Here is a 13,162-nt window from a genome sequence, read left to right as displayed (position 1 = left end):
ATGCGCAACGTGAAAAGGAGTCGTGCGCGATGAAGACACAAGTAAAAGCATTGGTTGTCGGTGGTGGAGCAGTTGGAACATCCATTGCCTACCATTTGGGAAAACGCGGTTGGGAGACCATGCTGATCGAGCGTGATGAGCTGACCTCCGGCTCGACCTGGCATGCAGCGGGGCTTTTGCCACTGTTCAATATGTCTTATGCAACCACGCATATCCACAAGTACTCAGTTGATTTTTATAAATCCCTTGAAGAGGAAACTGGCTTGAATGCGGGTTTTGCTGTGGTTGGCAATCTCCGGATGGCGCAAACAGAAGAGCGGATGGATGAATATCGCCTCTATGCGTCAACGGCAGAAACCTGCGGCGTGCCCTATGTGTTCATGTCACCTGATGAAATCAAAGCCAAATGGCCGCTCATTCGCACAGAGGATCTTAAAGGTGCGCTTTATCATCATACGGATGGCTATATTAACCCGGCTGATGTGACCATGGCGATGGCCAAGGGCGCGCGGCAATTGGGGGTCAGCATTGAGCGTAAGTGGCAGGCGGATGGCTTTCATTGGACCGGCAGCCATTGGGAGGTGACCTGCACCAAAATGATGGAGAAGGGCGGCAACCTCGTGCCTTCTGACGAGCAAATTGTGATCACTGCGGAGCATGTGGTCACCGCATCGGGCAATCACGCGCAGCGCACTGCAAAAATGCTTGGGATCAAAATTCCAGCTATTCCGGTTGAACATCAATTTGTCGTATTGGAGCAAGATCCGGCACTGGTCGCCTATCGCGCGGAGGGCAACCCTGAGCACCCGGTGATCCGCGACGCGGATGCGCAAAGCTATGTGCGCGAGGAGCGCGGTGGTTGGATCCTTGGGGTTTATGAAAAAGAGGCGCCGGCGCGATTTGAACACGGGGTGCCAGAGAGCTTCCGAGCCGATCTATTCCCGCTCGCTTTGGAGCGGATTGAAGAGCAATATATGGCGATGATTCACCGGGTGCCCTCCTGCGAGGAAAGCGGGCTCAAAGATGATTTCAACGGGCCAATTTGCTATACGCCCGATGGCAACCCTCTGGTGGGCCCGGCGCCCGGCCTGCGCAATATGTGGCTGGCGGAAGGCTTTAGCTTTGGCATCACTGCGGCTGGCGGCACGGGCTATTATATGGCGCAGATGATGGTGGATGGGGAGGCTGAGATCGATATGGCCAGCCTAGACCCCAAACGCTACGGCAATTGGATGACCACCGAATTTGCCATGCGCAAAAACGAAGAATGCTATGATCATGTCTATGTTCTGCATCACCCCGATGAGGAACGCCCGGCTGCGCGGCCTCTGCGCACAGCGCCGGCCTATGATCGGCAAAAGGCTCGCGGGGCACAGTTTGGCTGGGTAAACGGGTGGGAGCGGCCCAATTATTTTGGTCCGCTGAATGCGCCGGAAGATTTTGACGAAAAATCCCGCAGCTTCCGCCGCGGAGCCTGGTGGCAATATGCGGTCGAAGAGGCTCGCGCCATCCGCGAAGGGGTTGGGCTTGTGGATGCCACAGCCTTTACGAAACATATCGTCAAAGGCCCGGGCGCTACGGCCTTTCTCGATTGGTTCACCTGCAATAAATTGCCGCGCGTGGGCCGCATCAACCTGACCTATGCTCTGACGGCCCATGGCACCACGCGCACGGAATATACCATCGTGCGCCTATCGGAGCAGGAATATTATCTGGTCTCAGCTGGGGCATGGAGTGCCTATGACCAAGATTATCTGAAAAAGGCGATTGAGGACAAAGAGGCTGACTTTGGCCGTATTGAACTGCAAGACGTCACCACCCAATGGGGGGTTTTTGCCCTAGCCGGTCCAAAGGCGCGGGATGTATTGCGCGATGTGATTAATGATCCCGATCCTGCCACAGCGCTCTCCAATAAGCGGTTCCCCTGGCTTTCGGCACGGCAAATTGAGCTGGGCATGTGCCCGGTGAATGCGATCCGTGTGGCCTATACTGGCGAGCTGGGTTGGGAGCTGCATCATCCGATGGAGATGCAGAACTACCTGTTTGATCTGCTTGAAAAAGCCGGTGAAAAACATGGTATGAAATTGGTGGGCGCGCGGGCGCAAAACTGGCTGCGGCAGGAAAAATCCTATCGCGCTTTTGGCACAGAGCTGGGCCGCGATGCCACCCCGCTTGAGGCTGATCTGCCACGCTTTGTGGATCTATCAAAAGAGTTTCATGGCAAAGCGGCGATGGAGGCGCTTGGCGTACGGGTTAAGTGTTGCACGCTTTTGATTGACGGGCCCGAGGATGCGGATCCATGGGGCCGCGAGGCTCTGTATCATGGCGAAACTCGCGTGGGCCGCCTCACCTCTGGTGGCTATTCGGTGCATTTCGAGAAATCTATCGGCATGGGCTACCTGCCGCCAGAACTTGCCGTGCCAGGCACGAAATTGCAGGTGAAAATGCAAGACCGTCTCTGGGATTGCGAAGTGGTGCAAGACAGCCCCTATGATCCGAGCAATGCCACCATTCGGATGGATGGGTAAAGTTCAAAAGGGGTGGGCTCTTGCCCCCCCTTTTTTCAACGGTTCGGGAAGGTTAGGGCGCAAAACGCGCCGGGCTCAGCTGCGCCACAATCTCAGCGCTCAGCTGCGGTCTGCGGCCGAGCGCGGTGTCGGCCACCAGCTGCGATGCAGCGGGGGCCGTGAAGAACCCATATCCGCCTTGCCCCACGGCCCAGATGAAACTCTCCTCCTGCGGTGCAGCTCCAAGAACCAGATTTCGATCAGGTGCAAATGTGCGCAGGCCGGCCCAAGACGAAATAGGCCGCGTCACCTCTTCGGTCACATAGTCTTGATAGCGCGCCAGAGCTTCAGCCAGATCCATATCATGTGGCCAAGAATCCATAGGCACGCTTGGGGTTTCTTCTGCCAGAGATACGATCAATGCGCCCGCATCGGCCTTGGCAAACCAGCGTTCACCGGGGCCAAACAGCATGGGCCAGGCCGAAGGGTCATGCCCGCCGGGGGCGGCCAATCGCGCGACACTGCGGCGCATCGGCGTCAGGCCAAGGCGCGCAAGACCCGCGAGCGCGGCGATTTCATCGCCCCAGGCTCCGGCCGCGTTGATCAACTGGCGCGCCGTGAATGTCTGCTCTTGGCAGGTCACCCGCCATCCGTTGGAAATTTTTTCAATGGCCTGAACACATTGATCGGTTTCAATCACCCCGCCATTGCTGCGTAAGAGTTTGGCAAAGCGCTGTAGCATCAGATCCGTGTCAATATCTTGCGCGGTGGTGCTGCAGGCCGCGCGCAGCACGTCTTGGGTATTGAGGATCGGCACGCGTGCCTGGGCCTCTGCCATCGAGATTTCGGTCAGGCCCATATGCTGCCGGTCAGCTTCAAATTGCGTTTCTTCACCGCGCAGGCATAACAGCATAAAGCCGCGTGGGCTGAGCACGCCCTCCAGCACATCCTCCCAATCGGCGCGCCCGGCTTTTGCAAGCGAGATGGTGGAAGGGCTGCCGTAATTTTCCTCATAGAGTGCAGCCGATCGACCGGAGCTGTGATAGGCCAAATGCGCCTCACGTTCCAAGACCCTGCAGCTCCCGTGCTCGGACAAGCGGGCCGCTGCTGAAATGCCAGCAATGCCGCCGCCAATGGTAATGAAATCCTCCATAGGGCAATCATGCACAGTTGCGCGCGTTTCAAAAGCAAAAAGGGGACCAGAGGCCCCCTTTTCAAATCTGCATAGGTTTTTGTTTAGTTTGGCACGTCGCCTTCAATGCCTTCAAGATAGAAATTCATGCCAGCCAAACTGTCATCGCCGTAATCAGAAGCGGTTTCACCTGCGGCCAACCAAGCCGAGCCATCTTGCTTGTTCAACGGGCCCGTGAAGGCATGGTAGGAGCCATCTGCTAGGCTGTCGCGCAGAGCTTCGGCGGAGGCCTTTACATCGGCCGGAACGGCGTTTGAAATTTCACCAATGCCAACCATGCCAGCACCAATGCCATCCCATGTGCTTGTGGAGGTCCAAGTGCCATCCATAACCGCTTGGGTGCGGGCGATGTAGTAAGGGGCCCAGTCGTCGATGATGGAGGACACGCGTGGCATTGGACCATAGGCGGCCATATCAGAGGCCTGACCAAATGTGATCACATTTCCAGCGGCCTGAGCGGCGGCTTGCGGTGCAGTGGAATCTGTGTGTTGCAAGACCACATCTGCACCTTGCTCGATCAGAACTTTTGCCGCATCTGCCTCTTTGGTTGGGTCAAACCAAGTATAGGCCCAAACGATTTTAAATTGGACGTCTGGGTTTACTTTTTTGGCATGGATATAGGCCGAGTTGATGCCGCGGATCACTTCTGGAATTGGGAAGGAGCCGATGTAGCCAATGATATTGGATTTGGTCATATGGCCCGCAATATGGCCCTGAACTGCACGGCCTTCATAAAAGCGCGCGGAATATACAGAGACATTGTCCGCTTGCTTATAGCCTGTGGCATGTTCAAATTTCACATTGGGAAATTTGGCCGCAACATTGATGGTTGGATCCATATATCCAAAGGAGGTGGTGAAGATCAGATCTGCGCCCTTCAGCGCCATATCGGTCATGACACGCTCGGAATCTGGACCTTCTGGCACGCTTTCCACATACATCGTTTCGACTTTATCACCAAAAGCCTCCACAACGGCTTTGCGGCCTTGGTCGTGCTCATAGGTCCAACCGCCGTCACCGACCGGGCCGACATAGACGAAGCCGACCTTGGTTTTTTCGGCCAGCGCGCCTGTGGCCGCTGTCATTGCCAGCGCAGCGCTGGCTAGGATTGTTTTAATGTTCATTAGGTTTCCCCCTGTTTATAAATGACCTCAGCGTGAGGCATGGAACGCACGGCCAAGGGCCGCAGGTGCATTGAGTGCAGCTTTGTTGCGATGCGCAGACATCACAACCAACACAATGATGGTAATCAGATAGGGTGACATAGACAAATACTCAACTGGAATTGAGACACCGGCGGCCTGCAGATTGAGCTGCAAAACGGCAACGCCGCCGAAAAGATAGGCACCCAGAAGAACGCGCGCTGGTTTCCAGCTCGCAAAAACAACAATCGCCAAGGCAATCCAGCCGGCCCCGGCTGTCATACCTTCGGTCCATTGCGGCACGCGCACCAGTGAGAGAGACGCCCCCCCCAACCCGGCGCAGGCCCCGCCAAACATAATGGCCATAATGCGCACTTTCACGACCTTATAGCCCAAAGCATGGGCCGCATCATGGCTTTCGCCGACAGCCCGCAGGATCAATCCGCCGCGGGTGTATTTCAAGAACCACCAAACCCCAGCAACCAAACCCAAGGCTGCATAGACGGTGATGTCATGTGAAAACAAAATCGGGCCCAGAATGGGAAGATCGCTGATGACAGGCAGATCCAGCTTCACACTCGCCGGGGGCTTAATTCCAATGTAGCTTTGCCCCATAAGCGCCGAAAGCCCGAGGCCGAAGAGAGTCAGCGCCAGCCCCGTGGCGACTTGGTTTGACAGAAAAAATTGCGTCAAAAGTGCAAAAACCAAAGAGAGGGCCGCCCCGCCCAGGGCGGCGCAGAGAAAGCCAATGATGGGCGATCCTGTGCCCACGGCCGCGGCAAAACCGGCAATGGCCCCGATGATCATCATGCCTTCGACCCCAAGGTTCAAAACCCCGGATTTTTCGACCACCAATTCGCCAATGGCGGCCAATAATATTGGTGTTGCGGCCACCATGAGCGAGGCGACCAAGAGCGTCGGGCTAATTGAGCTTAAATCCATGACAGATATGTCCTGTTTGAAATCAAGTTTGGGTGGCGTCCAAAGGGCGTCATAGGCGGCTCCCTGCACGTGTTAATTTAAGTTTGAAATTTGTCAGCATATCGAGAGCAAGCAGGAAAAACAGCAACATGCCCTGAAAGGCCTGGATTGCCGCTGAGGGCAGGCCAAGGCTGGATTGGGCAATCTCCCCGCCGATATAGGTCAGGGCCATTAACAGTCCGGCCAAGAGGATGCCAATCGGGTTGAGCCGGCCCAAAAACGCCACAATAATTGCGGTGAATCCGTAGCCGACATTGAAATCAATGCTGATCTGCCCACTGGGCCCGGAGACCTCGAACATGCCCGCCATCCCCGCCAAAGCGCCGCTGAAACCCAAGCAATACACCACCAGCCGCTTTGGATTGACCCCGGCAAATTTGGCCGCTTTTGGGCTTTCACCGGTCAAGCGGATGTGAAAGCCCATTTGATGCCGCGCCAGCACGACATAGGCGAAAATCACGGCAATGAAGGCGAACATAACGCCCATGTGAATGCCGGTTCCGGTCCAAAGCTCCCCATTATGGGCGCTGGCGTATTGCTGCAAGTTGCGTGATCCGGGAAAGCCAAAGCCTTCGGGATTTTTCAACATTCCCAGCGACATAGAGGCCAAAAGCTGCTCTGCAACGTAGACCAGCATGAGGCTCACCAAAATCTCATTGGTGCCAAACCTTGTTTTCAAAATCGCAGGAATCATGGCCCAGACAAAGCCGCCCAATGCGCCAAAGAAGATCATCGCGGGAAAAATCAGGGGGCTTTGCGCCGGGTAGACGGCCAGGGCCGCGCCGGCGCCACAAATCGCACCGATGATATATTGTCCCTCGGCTCCAATGTTCCAAATCCCAGCGCGAAACCCCATCGACAGGCCGATGGCAATCATAATCAAAGGTGCGCCTTTAACCAAAAGCTGCGGGCGATAATACCAAGCAAATTCGGAGAAAAGCGGATCATAGAAAATGGTACGGATGGCCTCAAAAGGATCCTTGCCCAAGGCCGCAAACATGATGCCGCCGCCGATCATCGTGGCAAAAACGGCCATAACCGGAGCCAAATAGGCCCAAGTTTTTGACGGATTAGGGCGTTTTTCAAGCCGCAGCATCGGCGCCTCCCAGCAATAGGCCAATTTCATCCAAGCTTAGGCCCGACATCGGACGCGCGGCGGATAGGTGGCCGGCATTCAGCGCGGCGAAATTGGTTGAAATTTCCATAAGCTCATCCAAATCTTGGCTGATGACGATCACCCCTGCGCCTTTGGCTGCCAAATCCAGCAAGGCTTGGCGAATGGCGGCGGCTGCCGCTGCATCAACGCCCCAAGTGGGTTGGTTGACAATCAACACAGAGGGATTTTGCAAGACCTCGCGGCCGATGACGAATTTTTGCAAATTGCCGCCCGACAGGGACCGCGCCGCAGACTGTGCACTGGGGGTGCGCACATCGAAACTTTCAATCACCTCCTCCGCAAAGGCGCGGGCGCGTGGCCAGTCTAGAAAGCCTGAGCGGCTCAGCTCCTTGCGCACCATCCCGGTGAGCATGGCATTTTCCGTTAGGCTCATATCGGGCGCGGCCGCATGTCCCAAACGCTCCTCCGGGGCGGCCAAAAGTCCCAAAGCGCGCCGTGCATTGGGGGCAAGATGCCCGATGCCCAGCGTGTTCAGTTTGATCCGGCCCGGCGCGCCGAGCATTTCACCTGAGAGGCAGGCAAGCAGCTCGTCTTGACCATTGCCCGCAACACCGCCTATGCCCAAGACCTCACCTTTACGCAGGGCAAAAGATATATTTTTAAGGCTTGTGCCAAAGGTTGTTTGCGGTGCCAGTGAAAGATCGGTCACCTCAAGCACGACATCGCCGAGCGTGCCGTGCTGCGGTTTGGCTGAGTTCAGCGTGCCGCCAACCATCATCTCTGCCAGCTCACGTGCGGATTTTTCCCGCGGATCGCAGGTGGCAATTTTGCGCCCTGCGCGCAAAATCGTTGCGGTCTCGCACAGATCGCGAATTTCTTCGAGTTTGTGGGAAATGTAGAGAATAGAGGTGCCTTCGGCCTTGAGCTTGCGCAGTGTCGCAAAGAGGGTTTGGACCTCTTGCGGGGTCAAAACGCTGGTCGGCTCATCCATGATGAGCAGCTTGGGGTCTTGCAGAAGACAGCGAATGATCTCGACCCTTTGACGCTCCCCGGCCGAGAGATCCCCCACCAGCCGTTCCGGATCCAACGGCAGGCCATAGGCCTCGGAGACCTCGGTAATCCGGGCCGAGAGGGCGCTGGATTTTGGCGGGTTTTCCATGCCGAGGGCGATATTTTCCGCCACATTCAAGGCTTCAAAAAGGCTGAAATGTTGAAACACCATGGCCACGCCGGCGGCCCGCGCCGCGCGGGGCTCTTCGGGGGCATAGGGCGCATCAAAAAGCTGCATATGTCCAGAATCGGGCCGCACCAGCCCGTAGATCATCTTGACCAAGGTTGATTTACCGGCACCATTCTCGCCCAAGAGCGCGTGAATTTCTCCGGTGCCGATGTCAAACCCCACATCCTGATTGGCAATGACGCCGGGGTAGGCCTTTGTCAGCCCGTTAAGGTGTAAAAGTGTCTTACTCATGAAAGAGCACTCCTGTGTCGCGTTTTGGCGTTCATGTTGTGCAACAATAGGGCTTGGGTCACCCCAATCGCAATCGAAATTGGCTGTTTTCCAAGGTTTGGATCACCAATTGGGCAAGTTATCTTTGAAATTTGAGTTGGTGCATGTCCCAAGGCCAGCAAGCGCCGCTGAAACCGCGCCCATTTGCTGGCGGATCCAATCAAACCACAAAAATCGAATCCGCGCAGCAAAGCGGCATGGCACAGCGAAAGATCCAGACTATGAGCATAGGTGAATATCAAATGCTGTGCGTGACGCGGTGCATGGGCCATCAGCGGCGCCGGGTTTTCGGCAGGGACAAGGGTCACAGTCTCGGGCGGCGTCCTGGGAAAGCGCTCAGGGCTGGTATCAATCCAAGTCACCTCAAGCTCTGGCATTTGGGAGGCGATATGCACAACCGCCCGGCCCACATGTCCCGCGCCCCAGATCCACAAGGGTTGCGCAGCCGGGGTCAGCGTCTCCGCCAGCCAGCCTGCGGTGCAGATCAGCGCCGCGGGGTCCGCCGAGCCGTTACGCCGAGCCTTTTGCAACTGTGCAATGGGCAGAGGCATGGCCATGTCCCCTTCGATGCGGCGGATGAAGACATCGGTTGCATCAATGGGCTTGGTGAAGTGCTCCGTCACCAACGTCACATGTCCACCACAACATTGCCCCAGCTCAGGCCCAAGAGGATAGCGCCGCAGGCCTGGTTGTGGCGCTTGCGAGGCTTGATACTCCAAAGCACCGCCGCCAATACTGCCGCTTTGTCCTCCGGGCCAAAGCAACATTGCTGCGCCGATTTCCCGCGGCGAAGAGCCTTTTATGTCGGCAATCACAACTCGGGTCACTGCGCCATGGGCGGCGATGGCCGCATTGATGTGGTGAAGATCAAAACTCATGACGCAGATCCTCGCGCCCTGGCCATGGCGTTGAACACTTCCTCCGAAGTGGCCGGCGCTTGCAAGTCGGGATAATGCGGCCCGCAGGCCGCGACCGCATTCGATAGCGCCAGAAAGGCGGAAATCCCATGCATGAAGGGCGGCTCACCCACGGCTTTTGAGCGGTAAATGGTTTTTTGCGCGTTCCGCCCCGGCCATAGATCCACATTGAAAACTTCTGGCCGGTCAGAACAGGCCGGAATTTTATAGGTGGAGGGCGCATGGGTTTTGAGCTGCCCCGATGCGTCCCAAACCAACTCCTCCGTCGTCAACCAACCCGCGCCCTGTACAAAGCCGCCTTCGATCTGGCCGATGTCCAAGGCCGGGTTCAGTGATGCCCCACAGTCGTGAAGAATATCGCAGCGTAGGATACGGTTTTCACCCGTGAGCGTGTCAATCACCACCTCTGTCACCGCCGCGCCATAGGCGAAATACAAAAACGGCCGTCCCGCGCCCTTGATGCGATCCCATGCAATCTCGGGTGTTTTGTAAAATCCCGTGGCCGAGAGCGATATACGCGCCTCATAGGCCGAGGCGATCACCTCTTGCCATGTGAGCACGAGACCTGGCGCGGTGACCTGTCCCTCCGCGAAGGTGATCTCTTCGGGCTTTACGCCATGTTGAGCGGCCACATGGTCTTTGAGCCGGCCAATCAGCGTGTCACAGGCCGCTTGCACGGCCATACCGTTGAGATCAGCCCCAGAGCTGGCAGCGGTCGCAGAGCTATTGGGCACTTTGCTGGTGTCCGTGGCCGAGGCGCGAATAACTGCCTGCTGCGCTCCTAAGCTGCGTGCGGCCACCTGTGTCAGTTTCTGAAATAGGCCTTGGCCCATCTCTGTGCCGCCATGGTTGATCAAAACAGATCCATCGGTGTAGATTTGCACCAAGGCGCCGGCTTGGTTGAGATGGGTCAGCGTGAAGGATATTCCAAATTTCACGGGACTAAAGGCAATGCCGCGTTTCAAAAGCGCATGGCTGGCATTCCAGCGTGCAACCTCAGCTTTGCGCGCGTGGTAGTCACAGCGCTGCAACAGGCTTTCGGTCATGTCCCCCAGGATGAAATCGGTCACATCCATCTGATAGGGGGTGACGGACGGGCGCGCGGCGGGCTTTGAGCTCATTTCGGGATAATAGTTGCGCCGGCGCACCTCTGCGGGATCGCAAGACAGGCTATGGGCGATATGATCCATCACCCGCTCAATGCCCACCATCCCCTGCGGGCCACCAAAGCCGCGAAAGGCCGTGGCGCTTTGGGTGTTGGTTTTGAGCCGGTGCGAGGTAATTTTCACATGCGGCAGATCATAGGCATTATCCGCGTGCAACATCGCCCGATCTGCCACCGGCAAAGACAGATCCAGCGCCCAGCCGCAGCGGAAATAATGGGTAAACTCCAGTGCCTGGACCCGGCCGCTGTCATCAAAGCCGACGTCATAGTCAATGCGGCAGTCATGGCGTTTTCCTGTAATGATGAAATCATCATCACGGTCATAGCGCATTTTGCAAGGCCGTCCGGTGAAAGAGGCCGCCAGCGCGCAGGCGACAGCCAGCGCATTGCCTTGGCTTTCTTTGCCGCCAAACCCGCCTCCCATGCGCCGCACTTCCACGCGCACCGCATGCTGTGCAATATTCAGCGCCTCTGCCACCTTATGTTGAATTTCCGTTGGGTGCTGGGTTGAAGAATGGATCACCATATCCCCGTGATCGCCGGGCAGGGCCAGGGCGGCTTGCCCTTCGAGATAAAAATGTTCCTGCCCGCCGAGGTTAATTTGGCCCTGCAACCGGTGGATCACGCCCTTCATCGCGCTTTGGGGCGTGCCTTTTGTATAGATCCGCGGCCCATCTTCAAAGCGGTTTTCGGCGGCCAGAGCCTGCTCTATCGTCAATATGGCCGGCTCATCTGTGATCTCAATCTTGGCCAAACGCGCGGCGCGGCGGGCCAGATGGTGGCTCTCGGCCACGACCAAAAAGATCGGCTGCCCAGCATAATGCACATGGCCATCGGCGAGGAGAGGCTCGTCATGGGCGGAGGGGGAGACGTCATTGGCATGGGGAAGATCCTTGGCCTCCAGCACCAAATGCACCCCGGGGCAGGCACGCACGGCACTCAGATCCACCGACCTAATCTGTCCCGCGGCGCAGGACGACAGGCCAAAGGCCAGATGAAGCGTGCCCTGTGGGGTTGGGATATCGTCTACATAGCGCGCGCTGCCACTGACATGCTGGCGCGCTGCGTCATGCGGGAGGCTGGCCGCGGCGCTCATGGGTGCACCTCGCGAATGTTGACGGGGGTCTCTTGCAGATCGTGAAAATAACGGATCAGCATATTGCCCGCCGCTTGCGCCCGATAGCCCGCGCTGGCGCGCATGTCGCTCAAAGGGGTGAAGTCTTCGGCCATAGCGGATTTTGCCTGGTGGACTGTCTCCAAGCTCCAGGGTTGGCCGCATAAAGCTGCCTCGGTTTTGCGTGCTCTTGCGGGGGTGGCTGCCATACCTCCAAAGGCAATCTGGGCCTGTGTGATCACACCGGCCTCTTGCTCCAAGTTAAAGCAGCCGCAGACCGCGGAAATATCCTGATCAAACCTTTTGGACAGTTTATAGCAGCGCAGCCTGTCCTGTGCCTTGGGCAGTTCGATGCTCTCCACAAATTCCCCCGGCCGCCGGTCTTGCTGTTGATAGGCGATAAAGAAATCTTCCAAATTAACTGTGCGGCGCTCATCTGCCCGGCGCAGAACCAAGCGCGCGCCCATGGCAATAAGCGCTGGTGAGCCATCCCCGATCGGCGAGCCATTGGCGATATTGCCACCGATCGTCGCCGCATTGCGCACTTGCGGGCTGCCGTAGCGACTGAGGAGCTGATGCAGCGAGGCGGATATCGGCCTTATGGCCTGCATCAAATTGGTGATTGTGACTGCCGCGCCGATGCGCAGACTGTCCTTCTCATCGTGGATTTGGCGCAGATCCTCTGCGTGGCTGACAAAGGCTATGGGCCCGAGCTCTTGCATTTTTTTCGTCACCCAGAGTCCCACATCGGTGCCGCCCGCGATGAGGGTGGCTTCTGGATTTCGGGCATACCACTGGGCCAATTCATCGGAGGAGCGCGGGCAAAAAATATCATCGCGGCTTTGAAGGGCAGGGGCCTCTGGCCGTTCAGCCATCCAAGAGGGCACCGGGGCGTGAGCTGCGGCCTGAGCCGCGCGAATGATGGGCGCGTAGCCTGTGCATCGACATAGGTTGCCCGCAAGAGCCGTATCGAAATCCGTCTCGCCCGTGGCATGTGCTGCGGCCATGGTTGTCACAAATCCCGGGGTGCAAAAGCCACATTGCGCCCCGTGGTGCGTGATCATGGCCTGCTGCACCGGATGCAACGCGCCGTCAGGTCCGGGCAGCCCCTCCACCGTGCGCACGCTGCAGCCTTGCAGCTGGGGCAAAAACAATATGCAGGCATTCATAGGGCGGGGCACGCCATCCTGTCCCGTGACGATGACGGTGCAGGCACCGCAATCCCCTTCGTTACAGCCTTCTTTGGTGCCGCAGAGATCCGCCTCAAGGCGTAAATAATCTAAAAGAGTTTCACTGCCGGTTTTGGGTGCGACAGACACCGACTTCCCGTTGAGGAGAAACGACATGTTCATTTGAAAGAGTCGTGCCACTGTCTGTTAATTTTTCGCGCCAAGGTCCGATGCGGCGTAAAACCAAATTGGGCGCTCTGTGAGTAACTCTGAATTTTGTGAGTCTGGCAAGAAAAAATAATGGCTACTGCATATTGCACGCTTGGGTGGAAAAGACGGCACCGCCTG

The 13,162-nt window shown here is 57.2% G+C and carries 9 protein-coding genes; 1 reads left to right on the top strand and 8 read right to left on the bottom strand.

Annotation, left to right across the window (positions count from 1 at the left end):
* The first annotated feature begins 29 nt into the window (after window positions 1-29).
* The gene (locus RCA23_RS10840; RefSeq protein WP_044050333.1) at window positions 30-2,528 is read left to right on the top strand and encodes a GcvT family protein; all 2,499 of its coding nucleotides are present in this window, start codon (window positions 30-32) and stop codon (window positions 2,526-2,528) included.
* 52 nt (window positions 2,529-2,580) lie between these two features.
* Here the strand turns inward: RCA23_RS10840 and RCA23_RS10835 are convergent, their stop codons facing one another.
* The 8 genes from RCA23_RS10835 to xdhA form a co-directional block, all read right to left on the bottom strand.
* Window positions 2,581-3,660 carry an NAD(P)/FAD-dependent oxidoreductase gene (locus RCA23_RS10835; protein ID WP_044050332.1) on the bottom strand — a complete coding sequence of 360 codons (1,080 nt, stop codon included), beginning with the start codon at window positions 3,658-3,660 and terminating at the stop codon, window positions 2,581-2,583.
* An 83-nt stretch (window positions 3,661-3,743) separates the two neighbouring features.
* On the bottom strand, window positions 3,744-4,823 hold the full coding sequence (locus RCA23_RS10830; protein ID WP_044050331.1) for a BMP family ABC transporter substrate-binding protein: 1,080 nt from the start codon (window positions 4,821-4,823) through the stop codon (window positions 3,744-3,746).
* 27 nt (window positions 4,824-4,850) lie between these two features.
* The gene (locus RCA23_RS10825; RefSeq protein ID WP_044051501.1) at window positions 4,851-5,783 is read right to left on the bottom strand and encodes an ABC transporter permease subunit; all 933 of its coding nucleotides are present in this window, start codon (window positions 5,781-5,783) and stop codon (window positions 4,851-4,853) included.
* Between the two features lie 49 nt (window positions 5,784-5,832).
* Window positions 5,833-6,918, bottom strand: a complete 1,086-nt coding sequence (locus RCA23_RS10820; RefSeq protein ID WP_044050330.1) for an ABC transporter permease — start codon at window positions 6,916-6,918, stop codon at window positions 5,833-5,835.
* Entirely contained in the window at window positions 6,905-8,410 is a 1,506-nt protein-coding gene (locus RCA23_RS10815) for an ABC transporter ATP-binding protein (protein WP_044050329.1), read from the bottom strand. The genes RCA23_RS10820 and RCA23_RS10815 overlap by 14 nt, the downstream gene beginning before the upstream one ends.
* Window positions 8,407-9,327, bottom strand: a complete 921-nt coding sequence (xdhC, locus tag RCA23_RS10810) for a xanthine dehydrogenase accessory protein XdhC (protein WP_044050328.1) — start codon at window positions 9,325-9,327, stop codon at window positions 8,407-8,409. Before xdhC ends, RCA23_RS10815 begins: the two co-directional genes overlap by 4 nt.
* Window positions 9,324-11,627, bottom strand: coding sequence for a xanthine dehydrogenase molybdopterin binding subunit (gene xdhB / locus RCA23_RS10805; protein ID WP_044050327.1), 2,304 nt, complete (start codon window positions 11,625-11,627; stop codon window positions 9,324-9,326). The genes xdhC and xdhB overlap by 4 nt, the downstream gene beginning before the upstream one ends.
* The gene (gene xdhA / locus RCA23_RS10800) at window positions 11,624-12,997 is read right to left on the bottom strand and encodes a xanthine dehydrogenase small subunit (RefSeq protein WP_044050326.1); all 1,374 of its coding nucleotides are present in this window, start codon (window positions 12,995-12,997) and stop codon (window positions 11,624-11,626) included. The genes xdhB and xdhA overlap by 4 nt, the downstream gene beginning before the upstream one ends.
* Window positions 12,998-13,162 lie beyond the last annotated feature (165 nt).

The sequence above is a fragment of the Planktomarina temperata RCA23 genome, assembly GCF_000738435.1.
GTDB classification, from domain to species: Bacteria; Pseudomonadota; Alphaproteobacteria; order Rhodobacterales; family Rhodobacteraceae; genus Planktomarina; species Planktomarina temperata.
Note: the sequence above shows the minus strand (reverse complement) of the source record. Positions and strands in the feature narration are given on the sequence as shown.